18 protein-coding genes are annotated in these 23,898 nt (G+C 63.8%); 13 read left to right on the top strand and 5 right to left on the bottom strand.

Going from position 1 to position 23,898, the window contains the following annotated elements:
• Positions 1 to 10: 10 nt before the first annotated feature.
• The 3 genes from NKH03_RS06815 to NKH03_RS06805 all read right to left on the bottom strand — a co-directional run bounded on the left by NKH03_RS06815 (position 11) and on the right by NKH03_RS06805 (position 1,588).
• The gene (locus tag NKH03_RS06815; protein ID WP_352967777.1) at positions 11 to 259 is read right to left on the bottom strand and encodes a helix-turn-helix domain-containing protein; all 249 of its coding nucleotides are present in this window, start codon (positions 257 to 259) and stop codon (positions 11 to 13) included.
• Between the two features lie 347 nt (positions 260 to 606).
• Positions 607 to 1,383, bottom strand: coding sequence for an exodeoxyribonuclease III (gene xth, locus NKH03_RS06810; RefSeq protein WP_352967776.1), 777 nt, complete (start codon positions 1,381 to 1,383; stop codon positions 607 to 609).
• Between the two features lie 19 nt (positions 1,384 to 1,402).
• Entirely contained in the window at positions 1,403 to 1,588 is a 186-nt protein-coding gene (locus NKH03_RS06805) for a DUF3606 domain-containing protein (protein WP_352967774.1), read from the bottom strand.
• A 131-nt stretch (positions 1,589 to 1,719) separates the two neighbouring features.
• Between NKH03_RS06805 and ligD the strand changes: the two genes are divergently transcribed.
• Positions 1,720 to 3,657, top strand: coding sequence for a DNA ligase D (ligD, locus tag NKH03_RS06800; RefSeq protein ID WP_352967772.1), 1,938 nt, complete (start codon positions 1,720 to 1,722; stop codon positions 3,655 to 3,657).
• A 12-nt stretch (positions 3,658 to 3,669) separates the two neighbouring features.
• Here ligD and dinB read toward each other — a convergent pair whose 3' ends face one another.
• A complete protein-coding gene (dinB, locus tag NKH03_RS06795) occupies positions 3,670 to 4,710 on the bottom strand; it encodes a DNA polymerase IV (protein ID WP_502913492.1) in 1,041 nt (346 codons plus the stop codon).
• 266 nt (positions 4,711 to 4,976) lie between these two features.
• Between dinB and NKH03_RS06790 the strand changes: the two genes are divergently transcribed.
• From NKH03_RS06790 to NKH03_RS06770, 5 genes are all read left to right on the top strand, one after another.
• Positions 4,977 to 5,738: an ImuA family protein gene (locus NKH03_RS06790; RefSeq protein WP_352967771.1), complete on the top strand. Its 762-nt coding sequence runs from the start codon at positions 4,977 to 4,979 to the stop codon at positions 5,736 to 5,738.
• Positions 5,653 to 7,173 (top strand): Y-family DNA polymerase, encoded by a 1,521-nt coding sequence (locus NKH03_RS06785; protein ID WP_352967769.1) that lies wholly within the window; start codon positions 5,653 to 5,655, stop codon positions 7,171 to 7,173. Before NKH03_RS06790 ends, NKH03_RS06785 begins: the two co-directional genes overlap by 86 nt.
• The gene (locus tag NKH03_RS06780) at positions 7,170 to 10,436 is read left to right on the top strand and encodes an error-prone DNA polymerase (protein ID WP_352967767.1); all 3,267 of its coding nucleotides are present in this window, start codon (positions 7,170 to 7,172) and stop codon (positions 10,434 to 10,436) included. The genes NKH03_RS06785 and NKH03_RS06780 overlap by 4 nt, the downstream gene beginning before the upstream one ends.
• Before the next feature lie 271 nt (positions 10,437 to 10,707).
• The gene (locus tag NKH03_RS06775; protein WP_352967766.1) at positions 10,708 to 14,097 is read left to right on the top strand and encodes a hypothetical protein; all 3,390 of its coding nucleotides are present in this window, start codon (positions 10,708 to 10,710) and stop codon (positions 14,095 to 14,097) included.
• A gap of 56 nt (positions 14,098 to 14,153) precedes the next feature.
• Positions 14,154 to 14,996: a hypothetical protein gene (locus NKH03_RS06770; protein ID WP_352967764.1), complete on the top strand. Its 843-nt coding sequence runs from the start codon at positions 14,154 to 14,156 to the stop codon at positions 14,994 to 14,996.
• A 153-nt stretch (positions 14,997 to 15,149) separates the two neighbouring features.
• On the opposite strand, the gene NKH03_RS06765 is transcribed toward NKH03_RS06770, so the two are convergent.
• Positions 15,150 to 15,743 (bottom strand): SOS response-associated peptidase, encoded by a 594-nt coding sequence (locus NKH03_RS06765; protein WP_352967763.1) that lies wholly within the window; start codon positions 15,741 to 15,743, stop codon positions 15,150 to 15,152.
• 256 nt (positions 15,744 to 15,999) lie between these two features.
• Here NKH03_RS06765 and NKH03_RS06760 point away from each other — a divergent pair, with 256 nt between their 5' ends.
• The 7 genes from NKH03_RS06760 (at position 16,000) to NKH03_RS06730 (ending at position 23,847) form a co-directional block, all read left to right on the top strand.
• The gene (locus NKH03_RS06760; protein WP_352967762.1) at positions 16,000 to 17,196 is read left to right on the top strand and encodes a DUF932 domain-containing protein; all 1,197 of its coding nucleotides are present in this window, start codon (positions 16,000 to 16,002) and stop codon (positions 17,194 to 17,196) included.
• Between the two features lie 166 nt (positions 17,197 to 17,362).
• Positions 17,363 to 19,450: a ParB/RepB/Spo0J family partition protein gene (locus tag NKH03_RS06755; RefSeq protein WP_352967760.1), complete on the top strand. Its 2,088-nt coding sequence runs from the start codon at positions 17,363 to 17,365 to the stop codon at positions 19,448 to 19,450.
• 64 nt (positions 19,451 to 19,514) lie between these two features.
• A complete protein-coding gene (locus NKH03_RS06750; RefSeq protein ID WP_352967759.1) occupies positions 19,515 to 20,552 on the top strand; it encodes a DUF7146 domain-containing protein in 1,038 nt (345 codons plus the stop codon).
• Between the two features lie 355 nt (positions 20,553 to 20,907).
• A complete protein-coding gene (locus NKH03_RS06745) occupies positions 20,908 to 21,840 on the top strand; it encodes a DUF2493 domain-containing protein (RefSeq protein WP_352967757.1) in 933 nt (310 codons plus the stop codon).
• A 210-nt stretch (positions 21,841 to 22,050) separates the two neighbouring features.
• Positions 22,051 to 22,494, top strand: a complete 444-nt coding sequence (locus NKH03_RS06740) for a hypothetical protein (RefSeq protein ID WP_352967756.1) — start codon at positions 22,051 to 22,053, stop codon at positions 22,492 to 22,494.
• A 572-nt stretch (positions 22,495 to 23,066) separates the two neighbouring features.
• The gene (locus tag NKH03_RS06735) at positions 23,067 to 23,393 is read left to right on the top strand and encodes a DUF736 domain-containing protein (protein ID WP_352967754.1); all 327 of its coding nucleotides are present in this window, start codon (positions 23,067 to 23,069) and stop codon (positions 23,391 to 23,393) included.
• A 193-nt stretch (positions 23,394 to 23,586) separates the two neighbouring features.
• A complete protein-coding gene (locus tag NKH03_RS06730) occupies positions 23,587 to 23,847 on the top strand; it encodes a helix-turn-helix domain-containing protein (RefSeq protein ID WP_095521503.1) in 261 nt (86 codons plus the stop codon).
• Positions 23,848 to 23,898 lie beyond the last annotated feature (51 nt).

Genomic DNA, 23,898 nt, shown 5'->3' with positions numbered 1-23,898 from the left:
TTCATCGGAATCATTTGCGGAACGATCCAGCCTTTGCGACTGCTGCTGCGACGGCCTCCGGGGCAGCCTGAATAACAGCCAGCAAGATTCTGGCCGAACGCTCCGGACGCTTTCTCCCTTGCTCCCAGTCCCTTAAAGCGCCGACTGTGAATCCGAACGTGTCGGCAAAAGCTTGCTGGGTCATGCCCTTTGCCAGGCGGAGGTCGCGTGCATCGAGGTGGTCCGAGCCCGCAGGCGGCAAATTATCTGACTTTTTCAATACGCATCACCTCCCCCGCACTGTGTATACGGCCTAGCCGTAGGTCGCAACGGAGCGTCAGTCGTCCGAGAACAAATGAAGAACATATCATTGTCAGCAACCTGTGGAAAGCGGCTTGAGGATCTTTGCATACGTGAACTCGCTCTGCCCTATCTCCAACTTGGTCATTGCCCGGACCAACGCAGCCATTTGACGGCTGAGTGGCACTGCCAATGAGAGAGTGATGATCGCTCGGCCGATAGGCGCCGGTGCAAAATTTTGACCCGTGGTCTGAACGGGGATGACCTCGGAATACCTAGCGCGATCCAAAACCGCGGACTTTCCGCGATATTCCAAGGAATCAGGGTCTACTCGAGTTCGATCCAGGCCGGCGCGTGATCGCTTGGCTTCTCCCACCCTCTCACGTCGACATCCACCCCGGCGCCGCGGACCCGCAGAGCCAACGATGGACTCACGAGGAGATGGTCCATACGCAGCCCCGAGCTCCTGTCGTAGCCGCCACCGAAGGAGAAATTCCAATAGGTGTAGACGCCCTTCTCCGGATGGATGCGCCGAAGCGCATCGATCCACCCATCACCAAGCATCTCGGCATAGGCCTGCCGGCTCTCGGGGAAGTAAACCGCATCGCCGAGCCATCGCCGCGGCGCAACAGCGTCAATTGGGGTGGGGACGACATTGTAATCTCCGCACAACACAGTCGGTGCGCCCTGTTCGAGCAGGACTTGGCCGTAACTGATCAGGCGGTCAAACCAGCGCAGCTTGTAGTCGAACTTGGGACCAGGCGCCGGATTCCCATTCGGCAGGTAGAGACAGCCTACAATGAGCCCGTCCACCTCGGCTTCGATGTAGCGGCTGTGGGTATCATCAGGATCGCCCGGCAGGCCGCGCCGGCGTTCAACCGGGTCAGCCCCTCGAGCTAGAATGGCCACTCCGTTGTAGGATTTCTGACCATGCCAGATCGCGCCGTATCCCGCCTCGCGGATCGCGTCGACTGGAAACTTCTCATCGGACGTTTTCAGTTCCTGGAGGCAGACGATGTCGTGGTCGGTAGCCGTGAGCCATTTGAGGAGCACGGGCAGCCGACCATTGACGCCGTTGACATTAAAAGTGGCGATGCGAACCATCAGCCCTCGCGGCCGTGGCTCACTTCGTTCCGAGCTTGTCCTCGACCTTCTTGCGACTGTTGCCGACCGATTTCACGGCCGACTTGACCTCGGCCTTGCTGGCCCCAGTCTTGCCCGCCTCGTATTTCACCTCATGGTCCTGCCCGCCAGCGACCTTTGCGCGGTCCTGGCTGCGCCCACGAGTTGTTTGAGTAGTAGTAGCCATTTCTTCCTCCAAGGATTGCGTTCTAGTCCTCAACAACGCCGCTGGACTCTTCCGGTTCAATCCACCGAAGCGCTGTGTGGAACTGAATCCCAGGACAGAGTATTGAATGGCACCATGTATTCGAGTTCCGCATGTCGGCCGTAGAGGCCACCGCCAGCAAAAAGCGCACACGGCGCAGGGACTCAGAATCTACCCCTCGATACCCGATCCCCAAGTTTCGCGCCTTCCAGCTCTGTACCCTGACCGACGACATTCCGGTTGGAGCTAAGTGGCTCTTCGAAATGAAGTTCGACGGCTATCGCGCCCAGGTCGCCATCTCGGGCTCGGAGGTTGTCGTCTACACCCGCAACGGCCACGACTGGACCCGCCAGTTCAAGGTGATCCTGCCACCGCTTCAGGCCCTCACCAGCGGCTCCGCGCTGATAGACGGCGAGATCGTGGCCATCGACAGCCAGGGCCGCACTAACTTTTCTATGCTGAAAACCGGGATTGCCGCGGGCATGCCGCTCAAATTCTACGCCTTCGACTTATTGGAATTGAACGGCGAGGATCTGTCCAGCCGGCCGCTGCTCGAGCGGAAGGACCGGCTTGCGGACCTCTTGGGCGAGAGGGACCCGGACGACAGCCTGCAGTTTTCCAGCCATATCGCTGACAACGGCAAAAGGGTCTTCGACACCATGTGCGCCGGCGGCCATGAGGGCATCATCGCCAAGCGCGCGGACAGTCGCTATGTCGGCGACCGCACTGCCAGTTGGCTCAAGATCAAGTGCACGAAACGACAGGAATTCGTGGTCGGCGGCTACCGCCCAAGCGACACCGGCCGTGGCATGGCCTCGCTGATCCTCGGCACCTACGAAAACGGCAAGCTGATGTACCGCGGCCGCGTCGGCACCGGATTCACCGAGGCGATGCGCAAATCCATTCTCGCGCAGTTGGAGAAGCGGCCGCTGGACAAACCCGCCTTCGTCTCCGTGCCCCGCGACATTGCGCGACGCGCCCGCTGGGTAAAACCCGAACTCGTTGCCGAGGTCACCTATTCCGAGGTGACACCGGACGGCGGCCTGCGTCACCCGAGCTTTCAAGGTATGCGCGAAGACAAGCGCGCCGACCAGGTGGTGATGGAAATGCCCAAGACCGTCGCGACCACCGCCACGGCCAATCTCGATCCCGCTATGGGCAAGGAGATCGCCCGCGCTGTTGGCGTTAACCTGACCCATCCCGACAAGCTGATGTATCCCGGCACTGCGGTGACAAAGGCGACGCTCGCCGCCTACTACGCCGCGGTCGCCGAGAAGATGTTGCCGCACATCCAGGATCGGCCACTTTCGCTCGTGCGCGATACCGACGGCGATCTGCAGCAGACCTTTTTTCAGAAGCACAAGCTGCCTGGCATGCCCAAGGCCATCCATGACGGCCAGTTGGAGAAGATGTCCGGCAAGGAGAGCCGCATTCTTTGGGTCGACGACCTGGCCGGGCTGATCGCCGGCGTCCAGATGAACGTGCTCGAGTTCCACGTCTGGGGAAGCCTGCGCCAGCAGCCTGAGTTGCCGCACCGGATAATCTTCGACATCGACCCCGACGAGGGCCTGGGCTTTGGTGACGTCAAGCAGGCCGCGATCGACATCCGCGGCGTTCTAGAGGCACTCGGCCTTCAATCCTGGCCGCTGCTGTCCGGTGGCAAGGGCGTGCATGTGGTCGTGCCACTCGTTCCCGAGGCCGACTGGGAAGCGGTGAAGGGCTTTTGCCAGGACTTCGCCGAACTGCTGGCCCGAACGGATCCGTCCCGCTTCGTGGCAAACATGAGCAAGGCCAGACGCAAAGGCCGCATGTTCATCGACTATTTGCGCAACGGACAGGGCGCCACGGCAATTTGCCCGTGGTCGACCCGAGCGCGATCCGGTGCGTCGTGCGCCGTACCCGTCACTTGGGATGAACTGCCGACCTTCAAGAGTGCCAGCGCGTTTGACGTTTTCGCTGCCGCCGCCCGGGCTCAGGAGTCCGACGCCTGGGACGGCTATTTCGATGTCGAACAAACGCTGACAGAGCGGATCCGAAAAGCAGTCCGATAGCTGCAGCCAGTCCTAGATCGTCAGCGACATCTGCCGATCGGCCTCGGTTCGCGTTCCGGTTAGATTTGAAAGTGTCACCCCGAGCAGGCGGATCCCCTTGCTGACAGGAAATACCAGATCGAGGAGGGTGCCGCTGACGGTCGCCAGGTCGGCTTCGCCCTCGATGACACCCCCAATCGTGCGGCTGCGCGTGATCTGCTGGAAGTCGGCGAATTTCACCTTCAATGTCACCGTGCGACCCTGGATCGATCTTGCCTCGCAATACCGCCAGACCTTGGCGACCAACGGCGCCAGCTCCTTGCGGGCACTTTCGAGATCGTACAAATCGCTCGCGAAGGTGTCCTCGGCTCCAACGGACTTGCGCTCGCGGTCGGCCCGCACCGGGCGTTCGTCGATGCCGCGGGCGATCCAATAGTAGTACGGACCCGCCTTCCCGAACTTCTCCTCCAGGAACGCCAAGCTCTGTGCGCGCAGGTCGGCGCCGGTCTCGATGCCGAGGCGAGCCATTTTGTCAGCGGTCGCCGGGCCAACACCATGAAATTTCCGCACGGGCAAGGCCTCGACAAAGGCGGGGCCCTGCCTCGGAGTGATGACGAACAGCCCATCGGGCTTGTTCTGGCCGGAGGCGAGCTTGGCCAGGAATTTGTTGTAGCTGACGCCGGCCGAGGCCGTCAGGCCGGTTTCGGACTTGATTTTCGCGCGGATCATTTCCGCGATCGTCGTGGCGACCGCGATGCCCTGCAGATTGTCGGTGACGTCGAGATAGGCCTCGTCGAGTGAGAGCGGTTCAATGAGTGGCGTGTGCTCGGCGAAGATCGCGTGGATCTGCTGGGAGACGGCCCGGTAGGCGTCAAAGCGCGGCGGCACGAAGATCAACTCTGGGCATTTTCGCTTCGCGGTAATCGAGGGCATGGCCGATCGCACCCCGAACTTTCTGGCCTCGTAGCTCGCAGCCGCCACCACACCGCGCGCCGCCGAGCCCCCGACTGCCATTGGCTTACCGCGCAGGTCCGGATTGTCGCGCTGTTCGACCGAGGCGAAGAAGGCATCCATGTCAACATGGATGATCTTGCGAAGGATGGCCGTCCCTTCCCCCGGCGCATCAACTTGTTGGTCCCTGTCGCTTCGCTCGCCCACTTCGCCGTCCCTGCATCACCTGCGGCATATCAAGATAGACCGCTTCTCGATCAAGGGCAGTCTGGGATCAACTCTCAGAGCGGCGCAACGACTCCGATTGACTCTCGGACACCAAAGAGAACAAATAAGGAACATATCAGCCCCGAAATCCATTGGGAAGACAGTTTGAGAGTGTTTCGTTCATGGGTCAGCCGGCCGCCAGCCCTGCTATCGCCGCGCTTCGCGAGCGAATCGCGCGCCTCGAAGGCGGGCCGGCGCGCAACCGTGCCACACTGCCATTCGGCCTTTCCACGATCGACAAGGTCTTGCCGGGAGGCGGGCTGGCGCTCGGGGCTCTGCACGAGGTTGCCGGCGGCCGTAACGGAGCGATCGATGGCGCCGCGGCGGCGCTCTTTACCGCCGGGATTGCCGCCCGCACCAAAGGGAAGGTGCTCTGGTGCGTCACCCGGCAGGATCTCTTCGCCCCTGCCCTCGCGCAGGCTGGGCTGCTGCCCGGCCGTGTCGTCTATGTCGAGGCCGGCGACGAAGCTTCCGTGCTCGCCTGCTTCGAAGAAGGCCTTCGCCATGGTGGTCTAGGCGCCGTCGTTGCCGAACTGGCACGCCTCTCCATGACCGCCTCCCGCCGACTGCAACTCGCCGCCGAAGCCTCCGGCGCCATCGGCATCGCCATCCGCCGTTGGCGACGACAAACCGAGGCGACCGATTTTGGACAACCAACCGCCGCGGTCACCCGCTGGCGGGTCACCGCGCTCCCCTCCCGTCCCTTGCCGGTTCCAGGCGTCGGCCGCGCTCGCTGGCAGCTCGAACTGATCCGCGCACGGGCTGGAGAAAGCGCCGACTTTGAAGTGGAAGCCTGCGATGACAAGGGTCGTCTCGCTCTATTTTCCGACCTGGCCGACCGATCGCCTAAGGCGCGCAATGGGCCAGTCCGCGCCATCGGCTGAAACCCCGGTCATCATGCTCGGCCGGCAGGGAAACCGGCGGCTCGTGCTGGCCGCCGATGCGGCGGCACGCGCGGCCGGCCTGCGCGTGGGCATGCCGGCGAGCAAGGCCCAGGTGCTGGTGCCCAACCTGCAGAGCTTCGACCTGGATGCTGCCGGCGATGCCGAGGCACTCGATAGAATGGCGCTCTGGTCGCTGCGCTATGCGCCAATCGTCGCCGCCGATCCGCCAGATGGCATCATCATCGACACCACGGGTGCCGACCATCTGCATGGCGGGGAGGACACGATGCTTGAGGGGCTGGTGTCGCGCATGGCAGGCTCCGGCATCGAGGCACGTGCCGCCGTCGCGGACACCTGGGGGGCCGCTCATGCCTGCGCGCGCTTCCTCGCCCGGCCGACCTTCATCGCGCCAGTAGGGCAAGCCCCGGCAATTATGCGCGGTCTTCCGATCGGCGCCCTGCGGCTTCCCCACGATATCGTCGAAGGCCTGCTCACGCTCGGCTTCGAGCGGGTGGGCGAAATCGAGGCGGCGCCGCGCGCCTCTCTCACCCTTCGCTTCGGGCCCGAACTCGGCCGTCGCCTGGACCAGGCCATGGGGCGGCGCAGCGAACCCTTCGAGCCCGCCCGCTCTCCCGAACTCATCGAGGTTCGCCGGGCCTTCGGCGAGCCGATCGGCGCCGCCGAAACCATAGCCCGCTATACCGGCAAGCTCGTCGCAACCCTCTGCGAGGCGCTTGAGGCCAAGGGGCTCGGCGCCCGCCGGTTGGACCTGCTGTTGCACCGCGTCGACAACCGCATCGAGGCCATTCGCGTCGGCACCGCCGTGCCCGTGCGCGATGTCAAACGTCTGACCCGTCTCCTGACCGACCGGATCGAAACTGTCGATCCCGGTTTCGGCATCGAACTGATGACCCTGGCCGCGACGCTCGCCGAACCCTTCGGAGCCAAGCAGATCATCTCCTCACTGGTCGAGGAGCCGGAGCCCGACATCACCGATCTCATCGACGTGCTGGCCAACCGTATTGGCGAGCAGCGGCTCTACCGCTTTGCCCCGGTCGAGAGTGACGTTCCCGAACGCTCAGTCCGCCGCATCGCGCCGAATGCTCCGGACGACGGATCGAGTTGGCCGGGTGACTGGCCTCGCCCACCGCGTCTGCTGACCCACCCCGAACCCATTGAGACGATGGCCCTGCTGCCCGACCATCCGCCGGTCTGGTTCAGTTGGCGCGGCGTCCGTCGCCGCGTCACCCGCGCTGACGGTCCCGAACGCGTGTTCGGCGAATGGTGGCAGCGCGATGCCGAACTGATCGCGGTGCGCGACTATTTCCAGGTGGAGGACGAGTCAGGCGAGCGCTTCTGGATCTACCGCGCCGGCGACGGCGAGGATCCCGGGACCGGCTCGCACAAATGGTTCCTGCATGGGGTCTTCGCATGACCGCCCCGCGCTATGCCGAATTGCAGGTAACCAGCCATTTCTCATTCCTGCGCGGCGCCAGCTCTTGCGACGACCTGTTCGCCCAGGCGGCGGCGCTCGGCATTGAGACCCTGGCCGTAGTCGACCGCAATTCTCTAGCCGGCATCGTGCGGGCCCATCAGGCCGCCAAGGACACCGGCGTCAGGCTCATCGTCGGCTGTCGCCTTGATCTCGTCGACGGCATGTCGCTGCTCGTCTATCCCACCGACCGGGCCGCCTATTCCCGGCTCTGCCGCCTGCTGACCCTGGGCAAGAAACGCGGCGGCAAAGCAAAGTGCCACCTCGAATGGAGCGACCTGGCCGACTATGCCGAGGGCCTGATCGCCGTTTTCGTCCCCAATCGAGCCGATGACACCTGTGCCCTGCAACTGCGTCGCCTGCGGGAAACCTTCAGCGATCGCGCCTACCTGGCCCTGACCTTGCGCCGCCGGCCCAACGACCAGGTCCGGCTGCACGAACTTTCCAACCTCGCCACCCAAATGCACGTGCCGACGGTGGTGACTAACGACGTTCTCTTCCACGAACCCGGCCGGCGCATTTTGCAGGACGTGGTAACCGCTATTCGCCACAACATCACGATCGACGAGTTGGGATTCCGGCGCGAGCGCCATGCCGACCGCTATCTCAAGCCGCCTGAGGAAATGGCGCGCCTGTTTGCGCGCTACCCAGAAGCCCTCGCTCGCACGGTCGAAATTGCGCGCCAGTGCCGCTTCTCCCTCGACGAACTCGCCTACCAGTATCCGGAGGAGAAGAAGTTGCCCGGCCTGACGGCGCAGCAGGCGCTCGAACAACTCACCTGGGAAGGCGCGGACCGGCGCTATCCCGAAGGCGTGCCGGATAAGGTCGTGGCGCTCATCAAGCACGAACTCCGCCTGATCGAGATCCTGCAATACGCCCCCTACTTCCTGACTGTAAACGCTATCGTGCAGTTCGCGCGCAGCAAGGACATCCTGTGCCAAGGCAGAGGCTCGGCCGCCAACTCGGCCGTCTGCTACGTGCTGGGCATTACCAGCATCGATCCCGAGCGCAACAATCTCCTCTTCGAGCGCTTCGTCTCGCAGGAGCGCAACGAGCCACCCGACATCGACGTCGATTTCGAGCATGAGCGGCGCGAGATCGTCATGCAGTGGGTCTACGAGACCTACGGCCGCGACCACAGCGCGCTCTGCTCGACGGTGGTGCGCTATCATACCAAGGGCGCTGTCCGCGATATCGGCAAGGCGCTCGGTCTGCCCGAGGACCTCACCAAGCTGCTCTCCTCGCAGGTCTGGGGCCACGACGAGGGCATCGACGAGAAGCGCGCCCAAGATCTCAATCTCAACCTCGCCGATCGCCGGCTGCGGCTGACGCTCGAACTCGCCCAGCAACTCGAGGGTACGCCACGCCATCTGTCGCAGCATCCAGGTGGCTTCGTTCTGACCAATGACCGGCTCGACGATCTGGTGCCGATCGAGCCGGCCCGCATGGTCGACCGCCAGGTCATCGAGTGGGACAAGGACGATATCGACATCCTCAAATTCATGAAGGTCGACGTCCTGGCGCTCGGCATGCTCACCTGCATGAAGCGCAGCTTCGATCTGCTGGCCGAGCACAAGGGCATGACCCTCGACCTAGCCACCATCCCGGCTGAAGACCCTGCGACCTATGCCATGATCCGCAAGGCGGACACGATCGGGGTCTTCCAGATCGAGAGTCGCGCCCAGATGTCGATGCTGCCGCGCATCAAGCCGCGCACCTTCTATGACCTCGTCGTCGAGGTGGCCATCGTGCGCCCCGGCCCGATCCAGGGCGACATGGTCCATCCTTATCTGCGACGCCGGGAGGGCAAGGAGCGGGTCGAGTTCCCGACCCCCGAGCTCGAGCGCGTGCTCGGCAAGACCTTGGGCGTTCCCCTGTTCCAGGAGCAGGCCATGCAGGTGGCCATGGTCTGCGCCGGCTTTTCCGCCGGCGAGGCCGACCAATTGCGCCGTGCCATGGCGACCTTCAAGCACACGGGCGGCGTCAGCAAGTTCCGCGACAAGCTGATCGGTGGCATGATCGCCAATGGCTATACGCCGGAATTCGCGGCAACCACCTTCAAGCAGCTCGAAGGCTTTGGCAGCTACGGCTTTCCCGAGAGCCATGCCGCCAGCTTCGCGCTCATCGCCTATGCTTCGAGTTGGATGAAATGCCACCATCCCGATGTCTTCTGCTGCGCACTGCTCAATTCCCAGCCAATGGGCTTCTATCTGCCGGCCCAGATCGTGCGGGATGCCCAGGCCCATGGCGTCGAAATCCGGCCCGTCTGCATTAATGCCAGCCGGTGGGACTGCGCGCTGGAGCCGATTGGCGAGGATGGACGCTTCGCCGTCCGCCTCGGCCTGCGCCTGGTCAAAGGGCTAGCGAATGCCGACGCCGCCGCGATCGTTGCGGCCCGGACCGACGAGCCCTTCGCGTCCATCGACGATCTTTGGCACCGCGCCGGCGTGCCGGCCGCATCGCTTGTCCAACTCGCTGAGGCTGATGCCTTCCGTCCCGATCTGGGTCTGGCGCGCCGCGAGGCACTATGGGCGCTCAAGGGGCTGCGGGATGAACCCCTGCCGCTCTTCGCAGCGGCGTCTGCCCGCGAGAGGCAGACGGTGTCCGAGATCCACGAACCCGTTCTGGCGCTGCGGCCGATGACAGCCGGCCGGGAAGTCGTCGAGGACTATGGTCATGTCGGCCTCACCCTGCGCAACCATCCTCTCTCGTTCCTCCGTGCCGACCTCGCGCGGCGCCGCATCGTCACCTGCACCGAGGCGATGCAGGCGCGTGATGGCCGCTGGCTGGAAGCCGCCGGCCTGGTCCTCGTCCGCCAGCGACCCGGCTCGGCCAAGGGCGTCATGTTCCTGACCATGGAAGACGGGACCGGCGCCGCCAATGTCGTGGTCTGGGTCAAGGTGTTCGAGAAGTTTCGCCGCGTGCTGCTCTCGTCGTCGATGCTCGCTGTCCGGGGCAAGATTCAGCGCGAGGGCGAAGTGGTGCATCTCGTCGCCCATTCCCTCACCGATCTTTCGGGTGAACTCGCCAGCGTCGGCAACCGAGAGGCGCCCTTTCCACTTCCGCATGGGCGAGGGGATGAAGCCCATCACGGTGGACCAGGGATCGATCCGCGAAGCTTGCCGAAGGGCCTGCGGCCAGGGGACCTCGTCGATCCAACGCTGCAGGTTGAGCCGATCAAGGTGAAGACACGCGACTTTCGATAGCGCTCGCATCGTCCGTGCCCAGCTGCAACCGCAAAAGCGGCGGCAGGCGGCCTTACGCCATAAGCCGACGTTCGATCACCCCCGCCTTGTACTCCGACCCGCATCCGGTAAGGTCAGTTAAAGTACCGGAAAACCGTTTCGCAGCCATGATCACCGCGACGGCGAGTTGACCGGCCTACCGATCGTCGACTTAGTTGAGATGGCGCCTGCCAAAACGGTGACCTTAGCTTCCGGGCCAGGAAGAATTCGATCGGGGGCGGGACAGGCGGGAATGGTCGAAGAACTCGCTTTACCCGACATGTCCGAGGAGCAGCGCCATACTGCCTCTCTTCTGCAGCGCCTGCTGGGAAAGCGGACCGCGGATCGGTACGTCGACTTTTGCCGGCTCGCGGCCGGCACCCTGCCCCTTCGCGTATCGGTGCCGCTGGCGGGCCACGCCATGCGCGAGATCGATGCGATCCTTCGGCAACTTCTTGCAACTCCTGCCGACCTGACGGTAACGGTTTCGCCCGAGGCGCAAAATCGTCTCGACCAGGCCGGCGCCGCGCTGCGGTCACTTGGATACATCCAACAGGCGGCAGATCGAGCGGTCACAACCCTGGCGCCCAAGCACAGCCATCGCGAACAGATCGAACGAATCTGCGCCACCTTGGGCCTCGCTCCCGACGGCGATGTTGCTCGATCCTGGAAGTCCGTGATGGCCGCGCACGCAAAGGCACATTACGGGCGAGAACTGCATCAGTCGCTGGAAGTGGACGCTCAGTTCCGTTCGGAATGGCAGGCGCCTTTCGACACGGCAGTTCGGGGCCTTATGGTCGCGCTGCAGGGCAAGTACTCGGCCTATATCCGACGCCTCGACGAGCTTCTCGCAATGCCGGACCGAAAGGCGGCAGTGCAGGCCCTGTCGCGTGAGATTCCCGGCGCGCTCCCGCTGCTGTCCTACTTCTTCGAGCGTATCCACTCCGCGGACTGGCTCGATCCCCTTGCCGAGCACCGGCTGCTCGCCGCGTCGTGGGTCGGCCTCGATGACATAGATGACGGGCTGCGCCTGCAGCATTGGCCCGCAGGGCGATACCTTGTGAGGATGGCGGCTTCGAGCGATCCCGCAGTTCGAGCGAGGGTGGTCGCCGCGCTGCGTGCAGTCGGTGGATCCGAAGACCAGGATGTGCATTGGCATGGCGCGGAGGCGATTGTAGCCCTGCCAGCCGGCGAGGCCGAGGGCCTCATCGAGATCGTAAAGGGCTGGCTCGGCCAAGACACGCGACTGCCCCATTCGTCAGCCGTCCATACGATCCTCGAAAATCTCGTCAAAGCGGATCGCCACGAGGCCGCTCTCGGCCTCTTCGGCTCGCTCTACCGGATCATTCCCGATGACGGCAGGGCCACGACCCTGTTCGGCCAGCACATGTTCGAGCACTTCCTGCCACAGGATGTTCGCGCATGCGCTGCCGGGTTGGGCAGCGACCTTGTCGGAGTGCTGTGCCAGATGCTGGATGCCGCGCTGCGCATCGAACGACGGGTGAGCGACGATCCCCCAGGCGACTATTCCCACCACATGTGTAGGACCATCTCCGAGCATGGCCCCAAGCACGGCATCATCGATGCATTGGTCGGCGAGATCGTCCGATCGGCGCGGCTCATCTCCTCGGCACACCCTGACCGACTAGAGGCAATCGTCGCCGAAATCTCGAAATATCCTTCGCGGTTGCTCACCCGTTTGCGGCTCCACGTCCTTTCCCTCGATCCCGCAGCTGCACCCTCACTCGCCACCTCGAGTCTCGATGACGCCGACCTGATCGGCGAGACGTGGTGCAGTATGGAGTACGGGGAGCTGGCGGCCGCCTGGTTCGACCGCTTGCCCGACGAGACCCAGGCCAGGATCTTGGGGGCGGTCGACAAAGTCCCGTCAAAGCACGAGCCGAGCTGGCAGGAGCGGTTCAAGAAAAGCACCGGGCGAGAGCCTAATGATGAGGAACGAAACCACTTCAGGGCATCAGTGCTGCGGGAGGTGCAATGGCATTGGCGCCAGGTGCTTCCCAAGGACCGTCAGCAAGAGGTCGAGCGTCACGGTGACCCCGATGCGTGGCTGAACGAGTTGCATGAGCCCGATATCAGTCCAGCGGTCGCGGCCGACCTCGCGAACCGTTCGATCGAGGACATCGTCTCGTTCCTCACCGACTGGCGACCCTCCCCCCAGGCGCAGAAGGTCACGGTGACCGCTCTCAGCCAGCAATTGCGGCAGGCTGCCGAGCAGAATGCCTTGGCCTTCTCCGAAGGGGCCGCCACATTCTCAGGCGTCCCCGCAATCTATATCCGCAGGATCATCGAGTCCCTGACGACCGTCGTCCGGAACAAGAACGCGGTCAGCTGGGGAGGCATCATCGCGCTTACCGGAACGCTTGTGTCTCGCGTGGGTCTGACCGGAAACGAAGGCGAGGGCCATGACGCCGACTGGTCGTGGACCCGCAAGGCCGCAATCGAACTGATCTCCGTCGGGCTCCAACTGGGCAAGGAAGGCATCAGCTTTGGCCTCGAATCCGAGGTCCGGGCCCAAGTCCTCTCCTTCTACGAGAGCTCGTCGCCGGCGGACTCTGAGAGCTTCGAGGAGACCTACCGCCGGCAAGTCTATTTCGCCGCCACGTCCACGTCGCGCGGCGCCGCCCTGGAGCTTTGCATTCAGCTCATCTTCTGGCTGAGCAAAAACCCGGAAACGGCGGTCGGCAAGGATCCGGGCAACGCTCTCACCGCTCTGCCGGAGATCAAGAGCATTCTAGACGCCGAGGTCGCCCGGAGCGGTGCCGACGGGCGAATACCGCGGGCGGTCATCGGGCGCTACCTCGGTTGGCTCAGCTACTTCGCGGCCAACTTCCTCGAGGCCAATGCAACGAATTTCTTCGAGACACCCGATGCGCAGCTGCGCGACGCGGTATGGTTGTCGCACATCCAGATGGGCACGGGTCCCCTTTCCTGGCTAGCCACTCAAATGAGCGATTGCTATCGGAACGAGATTCAACGCCTGGCCGAAAACGTGCCGGGTGCCGATCGAGATCATCTCACCGAGAGGTTCACGCACTACCTAGTGATCCTCTACATCGTCGATGCCCTCCCTGAAGACGTCTATGCCCAGTTCTGGAATGACGCCCCGATCGAGGCGCGGCGGAAGGCGATGTGGTTTCTGGGCACCCAGCTGGCATTGCCCGAAGGGGAGAGGCGCCTTCGAGCGCAGAGCTATTGGGATCGAAGGCTGCTGGCTGCTTCAGAGCCCTCGGCCCAAAGCACGGTCTTTCAGAATGAGATCGGCGCGATCGGCCAATTCTACTACCAACGGGGCCTCGACCCCGACTGGCTCATGCAGCAGACCATCGCGGCGTCGAATGCCGGATATGGGCCAGGCCAGACCTTTCATCTCGTGGATCGGATCGCGGAATTCAGCTCCCCGCTCCCACACCGGGCCGTGGAAACCATCTCGACGCTGATCAAGAACCGTCACCTCGATATGATGGAGCTCGGCGTGAGGTCGCAAAACCTGCGAGCAATCTTTGTCGCCGGCCTGTCGACCGGCGACACGCGGGCAGTCTCCAATGTGGTCGACGCCATCAATTTCCTGACGGTGGCCGGAGATACGAGCTGTCTCGACTTGTTGCCGAAGGCGGCGGAATAGCGGCCGGTCAGCGGTGGAGCGGCGACCGCTCACCACAGCGATCTGCACCTGGAGGGATGATGACGACCGACCCGGAGCGCCTCAAGACTGGCCTCGAAAACCTGCTCGATGATCGTGACTACCTCTACCGTCTCGTGTCGACGATCGACTGGGATGCCCAACTCGAGGCGATCAGGGCTGTCCTGAGAGAGCACCGACGATCTGCCGACCATGTCAGCACCAACATCAAGGAACTGGAGGAAGAAGCCCGAACCTACCAGGGCCCGTACCACGATCATGTTGTCGATGAGCATGTCGATGCGATGTGGCGGTCGACATATAGCGACGCAGCAATCAGCCTATCTGCCGTCGGCATGATCGTCCCGACGCTCGAGACTATTTTCGCGCAGGCCTTCCGCGCCTTGGGCGATAAATACGTCGCCAAGGGCATCGCGCCGCCCGATCACAAGCGCTGGCGCCGGGCCAAGGACAATCCAGAAAGATGGAACGTCCAATGGTACTTCGGCAAAAGTGATGCCGGCGTCGACATCGTTTCCGGCCTGCCACAGCTTTGTGACGCCACCGGAGTCTCTGCTCACCTTCGCCCTGATGACCTCGACTGGATCGTCGCTCTGCTCAGCTACCGGAACCGGATGTTCCATGGCGGTTTCGAATGGTCGATCCCGCAGCGCCAGACGTTCGTGGCCCTGATCGCGGAGCGTGGCTGGGACCAGTATTTCGTCTGGTCGACGACCGACCATGAACCCTGGATTTGTTTCCTGCGGGACCAGGTGATCGATGCGCTCCCCGACAGGGTGTTCGCGATCCTCGGCAGCCTGGGCCGCTTCACGAAGGCCCTGCCCTACGAGCTGATGTCGGATCCCGGGGATGAGCCGCCGCCCGACATACCGCAGGACTAGCGTCCACAGCGTTGCATCGAGCTAGTTGGAGGCATTAGCCACGTCCACGTGGGCCAAAAAGCTGCCCTCGCGTGATCGCCAATGGCCGGAATGGGCACGAAAGCTGCCGGGCGGAATGAGCCCCATTCCGGCCTTTGGCCTACCCACGCCGTCCTAGTCCGATCCCTGTCGAACGGTTTCAACCGCGAGTGAGCCCTCCGGTAGGGGGCGCAGCAGTTCGCCTTCTGTCTTCGTCCGGTAGATCCAGTGCGCCCAGTCGGTGGGACGCAGAACTACCACCTGGCGGTCATGATAAGTAACAATGTCGGGACCAGGTTCGGTGGTCAGCATGGCGAAGGCCGGGCTGGAGCCATCTGCGCCTTCGCGCCATATGCCGGCGATCGCCATGAATGGTGCATCGTTCAGCGTGAACCGATGTTTTGCTTTCGGGTACTTCTTGCCCGTGAATTCGAAGAAGGCCGATGCGGGAATGAGGCATCGGTTGCTCTTGTCGAAATGCCTTCCGTCAGAGCGGTAGTTGAAGACTGGGCCACCCTTCGGATTGGAAGGTGGGAAGCTGAAATTCATGGGCACCAGCTCAATGCCGTTGCCGGCAGCGCGCATCACGGGGGCCATGTCGTTGATCCGGATGTCGTCGCTTTCCGGCAGATCGAGTTCGGTCTGTTGCGTCGGGATGCCAAGCTCGAGCGCCTGCATCATCTGGACGTATTCGACCCATTTCACATGCTGTTCGTAGGCATTGCACATGCCGCGCACTCTATCGCGAAACGCAAATGAGTCGAGATGGGCGTCCCTTCGGCCGGGCTCTCGGCTGGCGCTGAAGCTCCGCTCTGCGGGTCTTCACCCTTCGGGCTTCCATCCCTAACGCGGTCCGGCGCCGACAGTGGGTAGCCCCCTGCTCCGTACAGGCCTTGCGCGCCGGGAGAGTGAGAGGGCGGTTTGGAGGGCCATGACGGCGAAGGGCTGGGAGAGAGGCTTCCGGCGCCCGTCATGGAGAATTCCCATGAACAATTCAGTGACTATCGATGCCGGTCGTGACGCACCCGGCGGCTACAGGGTGGATGCGAGCCGCGGCGAGCGCATCGGGCGTGTTTCCTCGGAGTGGTTCAACCGTCCGGCCGACGAACGCTACCTGTCCCTGTCCGAGTTGATGGCGTCGGTGCACGGGCGGTCCGAGCGCAGCCGGACCCGAACTGTCGAAAGCGCAGCGATCCGGATCGAGGCGAGGCGCGACGACGCGGAGAGGCTTGCCCTGGTGCTTCCGGGTGCGGACCGGCCGGTGGCACCGACGCATTGGAGCTTTGGTCAACTCGCAGGCATCGTGGGCGCCCCGGCAACCTACCTGCGCCAGCTTCCTGCACCGCTCGCCGGCATCAATCTGCAATATGGCCTGACCGCGCACCGCGCCGAGCAGATCAAGACGCTTGAAGTCGAGGACGGTCGCGTCGAACTCCGCGCCGTCACCGGCCCGGATTATGGTCGCATCTATGACCACGAATTGGTCGCCGCGGTGCAGAAGATCGCCGGCAATGGCACCGGCGACACGCGGTGGAAGATCCCCGGCGTGCTGGATTGGTCGACCGGCATCTACAATCCCCGTGTCGACATCACCTCGGACACCACCACGCTCTATGCTTCGGATCGCGAGGTGTTCCTCTTCCTCGTCGACGACCTCAACCCGATCGAGGCAGGCAGACTGCCTGATGGCTCGCCCGACCTCTATTTCCGGGGCTTCTACTGCTGGAACTCCGAGGTCGGGGCGAAGACGCTTGGCATTGCCAGCTTCTATCTCCGTGCCGTGTGCCAGAACCGCAATCTTTGGGGCGTCGAGGATTTCGAGGAGATCACCATCCGCCATTCCAAATATGCCGCCTCGCGTTTCGCGCACCAGGCGGCGCCGGCGCTGACCCGCTTCGCCAACTCCTCGCCGATGCCCTTCGTCAACGGCATCCGCGCAGCGCGGGAGAAGATCGTCGCTCGCAGCGATGACGAGCGAACGGAGTTTCTCCGCAAGCGCGGCTTCTCCAAGGCGGACACAGCAAAGATCATCGAGACCGTGCTCGCCGAAGAAGGTCGCAAGCCCGCGAGCCTCTTCGACTTTGTGCAGGGCATCACCGCCGTCGCGCGGGACAAGCCGCACCAGGATGCCCGGCTCGACCTGGAGGGCAAGGCCAAGAAGCTGCTCGACCGGGCCGCCTGAATTCAGCAAAGCCGGCGATGCGGATTTCCGTGTCTCCGGCTCTGTGCCTTCCCGGATAGTCGGGTTTTGCGGCGCCGTCCTCAGAGTGGGAGGGCGGCGCCGATCTTCGTGACGGGTTGGAGGTCGAGAGAAAGGCTCCCGACCGCCCGTCGCGGAGTAAATCCCCATGGCTACTGCCAAGAAGAAGCCCACGATCACCCTTTCGCCCTCGCGCGACATTCCCTTCAACCAGCTCGTGCTGAGCCAGTCGAACGTCCGGCGCATCAAGGCCGGCGTTTCGGTCGAGGAACTGGCGGAAGACATCGCCCGGCGCGGCATCCTTCAGGGCCTCACCGTTCGCGCTGTCGCTGATGAAAACGACACGGAGACCGGCATGTTCGAGGTGCCGGCCGGCGGCAGGCGTTTCCGGGCGCTGGAACTGCTCGTCAAACAGAAGCGCCTGGCCAAAACCGCCCCAGTCCCCTGTGTCGTCCGCGAGGGCGGCATTGCCGAGGAGGACTCTCTGGCCGAGAACGTTCAGCGCGCGCCGCTCCACCCGCTCGACCAGTTCCGTGCGTTCCTCACCCTGCGCGAAAAGGGCCAGGCCGAGGAGGAAATCGCTGCGACCTTCTTCGTCTCGGTGAACGTCGTCAAGCAGCGCTTGAAGCTCGCTTCGGTCTCTCCAGTGCTGCTTGATATCTATGCCGAAGACGGCATGACGCTCGCCCAGCTCGAAGCGTTCACCGTGTCGGGCGACCATGCGCGCCAGGAACAGGTCTTCGAACGCCTGAAAACCTCCTACGACAAATCGGCCTATGCCATCCGGCGTATGCTGACCGAGGGCGCCGTCCGTGCCACTGACAAGCGGGCGCAGTTCATCGGCATCGACGCCTATGTCGAGGCGGGCGGCACCGTGCTGCGCGACCTCTTCGAGGGCGATGATGGCGGCTGGCTGCGGGATGTCGCCGTCGTCGATCAGATGGTGGCCGACAAGCTGAAGGTAGAATCCGAGGCCATCGCTGCCGAGGGCTGGAAGTGGACCGAAGTCGCGCCCGACTTCGCATATGGCCACACCTATGGGCTGCGGCGACTCCATGGTGAACCCGTGCCGCTCACGGCCGAGGAAGAAGCCACGCGCGACGCGCTCAAGGTCGAGTTCGATCGTCTTGTTTCGGAGCATGAAGGCGCGGACGAACTGCCCGACGAGGTCGACGAGCGGCTGGGCGAGCTCGAGACCGCGCTCGAGGCATTCGACGAACGGCCGCTATCCTTTGCCGAAGAAATCACGCGCGCCGGTGCCTTCATCAGCATCGCTAGCGATGGCCGTCTGCGCGTCGATCGCGGTTATGTCCGGCCCGAGGATGAAGCACCAGCCGAACCCGAGAACGCCCCCGATGGCGCAACGGGTGAGGGAGAGACAGGCGGCGGCGATGCCGATGGCGATCACGATGCCAACAGCGACGCCATGGCCGAGCCAGAAGAAGACGAGGGTCTTTCGCCTATCTCGGACCGTCTGACGACGGAACTGACGGCGCACCGGACGCTTGGTCTCCGGCACGCCCTCGGCGAGCATCCAGATGTCGCCTTCCGCGCAGCGCTGCATGCCCTGACGCTCAAGGTCTTCTACCAGTATGGCTCAGATAGCTGCCTTGAGCTGGACCTCAAGACTGTCAGCTTCGGCGCCCAGGCGCCGGGCCTGAATGATAGCGTCTCCGCCGACGCGATCCGGGCCAGGCATGAGAGTTGGACGAATACCCTGCCGAAGGACTCGGCTGAGCTCTGGGACGCACTTGGCGACTGGGACAGTGACAGCCGCGCCGCCTTGTTCGCCCATGTCGTCAGCCTCTCGGTCAATGCTGTCAGCGAAGCCTGGAACCGTCGGCCGCGGGCCCTCGCCCATGCCGATCAGTTGGCCCAGGCCGTCGATCTCGACATGGCCGCACGCTGGAAGCCGACCGTCGACGCCTTTCTCGGTCGCGTCACCAAGGCGCGCATCCTTCAGGCTGTTGCCGAAGCGAAGGGTCAGCGCGCTGCCGACCGGATCGCCCATCTCAAGAAGGGCGACATGGCAACAGAAGCGACCACGCTGCTCAACGGCGCGGGCTGGTTGCCCGAGCCGCTCCGTACGCCGGGCCGAGAGACAGTCGCTGACATGTCGGACGTGGAACTGCCCGTCGTAGAAACGGCGGATGTGGCGGACGAAACGGCCATGGCCGATGACGACGGCATCGCCGATGATGACGATGTCGCGGCAATGACTAACGCCGCCGAATAGCCTCCCATGACCCTACAACTGGCCCGCCGGCAACGGCGGGCCTTTCTTTTTGAAGGAGGTCACCATGCGCGAACCGCCGCATGAACTGGCACGCCACCTCGCCGACCGTGCCGAGGCGGTCTGCCGGTATTATCTCTCCAATGGCCGCCGCCAAGGGAACTATTGGACTGTTGGCGATGTGCGCAACACACCTGGTCGCTCCATGTTCGTCCGACTTGTAGACGCCGCAAGAGGTTCGGCCGGACGCTGGACCGACGCCGCTACCGGCGAGCATGGCGATCTGCTCGATGTGGTGCGCGAGGCGCTTGGCCTAAAAAATTTCGCAGATGTCGCCAAGGAAGCCCGGGGCTTCCTCGGTCTGTCGCATGACCCAACGCCTCCGGAGCCTTCAGCCCCTCAGCGTGCACGTTCGCCGGCTGGGTCGACGGAGGCCGCCCGCCGGCTGTTTGGCATGTCGCGGCCGATCAGCGGCACCATCGTGGAAACGTATCTCCGTCAACGTGGCATTACGACTTTGCACGGAACCGGATCGCTCCGGTTTCATCCGCGCTGCTACTATCGCCCTGACGACGATGGACCGACCGAAACCTGGCCGGCGATGATCGGTTCGGTCACTAGTCTCGATGGGCGGCTGACCGGCGCGCACCGCACCTGGCTTGCGCCGGACGGTCTGGGCAAGGCACCCGTCGACACACCGCGCCGGGCCATGGGCGATCTGTTGGGCAACGCCGTCCGCTTCGGAGTGCCCGGCAACGTCATGGCAGCGGGCGAAGGCATCGAGACCACGCTTTCGCTGAGATGTGCCCTGCCCGACATGGCCATGGCGGCAGCTCTCTCGGCGGCGCATCTCGCTGCCATCCTGTTCCCGCCGACGCTGAACCGCCTCTACATCATCCGCGACAACGATTCCGCCGGTGACGGTGCCCGCGACAACCTGATCGAGCGGGCGACCGATGCCGGGATCGAGGCGATCGTCCTCTCGCCGAGGATGGAGGACTTCAACGAGGATCTCCGCTGCTTGGGCCTCGCCACGCTTCGCAAATCGATCGCGGACCAGCTCGTTCGCCGGGATCGCTATCGTTTCCTCGAACGTGTGGCCTGAGCCGGGATGGAGCGCGGCGCAGTGCGGTCATGGGGCCGGTGTCACGCGAACCGGATCCACCGCCGGAGTGAGCCACGACCCGGCCTTCGAGAGGGCGATCGGGCCCACAAACGGTCCGGCCAGGCAATGGCGCCGGCCGACTATTTTCCGGCGGCGGCTGACCACCCCACGCGACAAGTCGCGCAGGGACCCCGGATCTGCCGCCTTTCCATCGCGATGCAAAATAGTCGGCCTCTGCCATCCTCCGCGGCCGCTCCGGCCCTCCGCGTCGCTCCGGGTGCCGGGCCATCCCGCCCGTGAGCTTTCGTCGCCATGAAGGCCGCGAGGGTCGCGGTCCCACCGACGGGAGTATCCCATGAGCGCACACGACGAGTCCGAACCGCACCACGCAGCGTCGCCCACCGATCACGTCCTCACCGAACTCCAGCTCTATGGCTGGCGCCCTTACGCCGACGAGCCCGATCCGCGACCACTTCCCGACGGCAACCATGTCTCCGGAGCCGTTGCGGACATCTTCGATGCCCTCATCGCCACTCTCGGCGACACACGCCTCGAGCCCGACCTCGACGATCTGCTCTGGTCCGTCACCAATGTCTTCCACCGCGCCGTGCTGCGGATCGAGCGACAATTGGATGACAACGAGCAGGCCCAGCGCCGCATGCAGCGGGAACAGGACGGCACCGAGATCAAAGCGGTCGAACTCGAAAACCTCACCGCTCAGGGCCAGACCATGATCGAGCGGCGCGACGCCTTCGAATTGATGCGGGACCAAGCTTCCGAACACTATGAGCAGCACACCGGCTCGGCCTGGCGTCCGCGCACCGGATCGATGGTCAACCACCGGCATCTGACCGCGGCAATGATCGACAGCCGCGATTTCCTCGCCGCGCGGCGCAAGGCCGATACCGAGGTAATGCTGCCCGCCGGTCCTAAGATCGCCTTGACCGGCGGCCTCGATTTCAACGACTACCACCTCGTCTGGGACGCGCTTGACAGGGTCCACGCCAAGCACCCCGACATGGTGCTGATCCACGGCAAGTCGCCAAAGGGCGCGGAACTGATTGCAGCAAAATGGGCCGACAATCGCAAGGTTCCTCAGGTCGGATTCGCCCCGGACTGGGACAAGCATGGCCGGGCAGCGCCGTTCAAGCGAAACGATGCGATCCTCGATATCCTTCCGATCGGCGTCATCGTGTTTCCTGGTACCGGCATCCAGGATAACTTCGCCGACAAGGCGAGGAAGCTCGGCATCAACGCGTATGATTTCCGCGATCGGGGTGGCGCATGAGCGCCACCTTACGATCGCGGGTGCCGCACTCGACCCGGCGATTCCGCAGGCCTCGTCACCGGCGGCCCGATGCCCCGCGATTACAACAACCACCATCTTCCTTAAGCAATCAAGGCTCCCCTGATCGGGCGAATTGGTCTAGACTGATGTCTGCGCCGTGGTGGTGGTGGTTGGCGCGTCCCGTCCAAACTCTGCACGGAGATCACCACCATGATCATCATCGCCATTCTCGCCACACTTGCCGGTATAGCCGCGCTGTGCTGGCTGTTGTTCAATCTCGCCGTATTCGCGCTGCCGCTGTTCGCCGGCATGGCCATCGGCACCTGGGCCCATGACACCGGAGCTGGCATCCTTGGCGCCGTCATCGTCGGCGCCATGGCTGCTGCGATAACCTTCGGGCTCTTCCAACTCCTGCTCCTCGTCGCGCGACCCGCCTGGACAAAACTCGTTGTCGTCCTTGCCTTCGTCGCCCCCGCGGTCGTCGCCGGCTATCACGCGACCTTAGGCATCGTGAAGCTCACAATGCCCTCTGACACCTGGCAGTTCGCTTTCGCTGTCGGCGGAGCGGCGGCGGTCGGCGTCACCGCGTTCATGCGCCTGACCATGATGGCCCCGCCCGGACCAGCCGGACGGGGCGTTGCGAGTGCCTCGTGACCGCATGGGTGTGGTCGGGACCAGACCAGGCCCGTGGCTTCGCCTTCCATCGGCAATGGGTTGCTACTGGATTGGGGGTGAGTTCTCAGCACGAGCATGCGAGCCGGAGAGCGAAACACCTGTGGAGCCCAGTCCAGTAGCCCCCCGGTCCCGGCATAGCCATCTGGGCGACAAATGGTTGGGACGTTCCTGCACTGCCGGAGCGACGAGACAGCTGACATTCATACTGATCCCGGGAAGAGAGCGGGGCGCGCTGAGCCTGTGGTCCGAACCGGATGGTGCCGGCGCCAGCCGCGTTCTCCTTGCCGTGTTCTGCCCGTACGACCGCTCCAATACGGTCTCTCTTATGGCTTGATCTGGCCGAAGGCCGGCTTCGCCTCGATCGCCTAAGGCGCAACAGCGCCGTCAAACTATCTTCCCCTCCCGGCTGCGCCGGGATTCCTCGCGAGACAAGATAGTTCTCCTTTGCTGTCGGAGCGCCTGCGGGGTGCGCCGCCGATCGCCTCCGGCCGGCCGATCGCCATCGAGACCGCAATGGTGCGGGCTCGAGCAAGAAACCAAGGAGAACTACCATGGCCACCATCGGCACCTTCAAGAAGTCCGGCACCAACGAGTTCAGCGGCGAGATCGTCACCCTTTCCCTTCAGGCCAAGAACGTCCGCATCGCTCCAGACGCCCGCGCCAGCGGCGAGAATGCTCCCAGCCACCGCGTGTTCGTCGGCCGGATCGAGATCGGGGCCGCCTGGAGCAAGCAGTCCAACGAGGGCCGCGCCTACCTAGGCCTCAAGCTCGACGATCCCTCGTTCACCGCCCCGATTTACGCCAACCTCTTCGACGACGAGGAAGGCGAGGGTTACAGCCTCATCTGGTCCCGCCCGACCCGCCGCAATGGCGACTGAGCAAGGGCCAAGTGCCCCGCCCGACTAGGCCGGGCGGGGCCCACTTAGGCCAAGAACGACCGAATCAGTCGGCATGAAGTCCGCTTTCGGAAACGCCTTGAGCTGACGATTATGGGTGGCAATCGGTCTTAGAGCGACTATTATAGTCGTAGTTCTGGCTTCTGCGCCGCGCCTTATGGCGGTGATCGAGTGCATGATCACCGCCCGCCAATCACGGGCCGCGCGAGCGTTGCTTGGCTGGAGCCAGGAAACGCTTGCAGAAGAGGCCGCCGTATCTTTGACCGCACTGAAACGCCTCGAATCCGAGAGCGGGTTGCGCGTGTATGAGTCAACGCGCGACCAAGTGCGACGCGCGCTCGAAGCGAACGGAATCGTTTTCCTGACGACGGAAAAGGGAGACGGGGTGATGTTCATGCGGGATGCTGCGAACCAGGGCAGCAAGAGACAGTCGTGAAGACTTCCTGTGGTAGCGCTGGGAAGTTGTTAGAATGCGGCAGCATTTTTC

Origin of the sequence: Mesorhizobium sp. M1406 (assembly GCF_040317555.1) — a bacterium.
GTDB lineage: Bacteria > Pseudomonadota > Alphaproteobacteria > Rhizobiales > Rhizobiaceae > Mesorhizobium.
Note: the sequence above shows the minus strand (reverse complement) of the source record. Positions and strands in the feature narration are given on the sequence as shown.

What these genes read in the sequence shown, in the direction of transcription:
- xth (WP_352967776.1), bottom strand. Translation starts at nt 1,383, where the DNA reads ATGGTTCGCATCGCCACTTTTAATGTCAACGGCGTCAATGGTCGGCTG.
- NKH03_RS06805 (WP_352967774.1), bottom strand. Translation starts at nt 1,588, where the DNA reads ATGGCTACTACTACTCAAACAACTCGTGGGCGCAGCCAGGACCGCGCA.
- ligD (WP_352967772.1), top strand. Translation starts at nt 1,720, where the DNA reads ATGTCGGCCGTAGAGGCCACCGCCAGCAAAAAGCGCACACGGCGCAGG.
- dinB (WP_502913492.1), bottom strand. Translation starts at nt 4,710, where the DNA reads ATGGATGCCTTCTTCGCCTCGGTCGAACAGCGCGACAATCCGGACCTG.
- NKH03_RS06790 (WP_352967771.1), top strand. Translation starts at nt 4,977, where the DNA reads ATGGGTCAGCCGGCCGCCAGCCCTGCTATCGCCGCGCTTCGCGAGCGA.
- NKH03_RS06785 (WP_352967769.1), top strand. Translation starts at nt 5,653, where the DNA reads ATGACAAGGGTCGTCTCGCTCTATTTTCCGACCTGGCCGACCGATCGC.
- NKH03_RS06780 (WP_352967767.1), top strand. Translation starts at nt 7,170, where the DNA reads ATGACCGCCCCGCGCTATGCCGAATTGCAGGTAACCAGCCATTTCTCA.
- NKH03_RS06775 (WP_352967766.1), top strand. Translation starts at nt 10,708, where the DNA reads ATGGTCGAAGAACTCGCTTTACCCGACATGTCCGAGGAGCAGCGCCAT.
- NKH03_RS06770 (WP_352967764.1), top strand. Translation starts at nt 14,154, where the DNA reads ATGATGACGACCGACCCGGAGCGCCTCAAGACTGGCCTCGAAAACCTG.
- NKH03_RS06765 (WP_352967763.1), bottom strand. Translation starts at nt 15,743, where the DNA reads ATGTGCAATGCCTACGAACAGCATGTGAAATGGGTCGAATACGTCCAG.
- NKH03_RS06760 (WP_352967762.1), top strand. Translation starts at nt 16,000, where the DNA reads ATGAACAATTCAGTGACTATCGATGCCGGTCGTGACGCACCCGGCGGC.
- NKH03_RS06755 (WP_352967760.1), top strand. Translation starts at nt 17,363, where the DNA reads ATGGCTACTGCCAAGAAGAAGCCCACGATCACCCTTTCGCCCTCGCGC.
- NKH03_RS06750 (WP_352967759.1), top strand. Translation starts at nt 19,515, where the DNA reads ATGCGCGAACCGCCGCATGAACTGGCACGCCACCTCGCCGACCGTGCC.
- NKH03_RS06745 (WP_352967757.1), top strand. Translation starts at nt 20,908, where the DNA reads ATGAGCGCACACGACGAGTCCGAACCGCACCACGCAGCGTCGCCCACC.
- NKH03_RS06740 (WP_352967756.1), top strand. Translation starts at nt 22,051, where the DNA reads ATGATCATCATCGCCATTCTCGCCACACTTGCCGGTATAGCCGCGCTG.
- NKH03_RS06735 (WP_352967754.1), top strand. Translation starts at nt 23,067, where the DNA reads ATGGCCACCATCGGCACCTTCAAGAAGTCCGGCACCAACGAGTTCAGC.
- NKH03_RS06730 (WP_095521503.1), top strand. Translation starts at nt 23,587, where the DNA reads ATGATCACCGCCCGCCAATCACGGGCCGCGCGAGCGTTGCTTGGCTGG.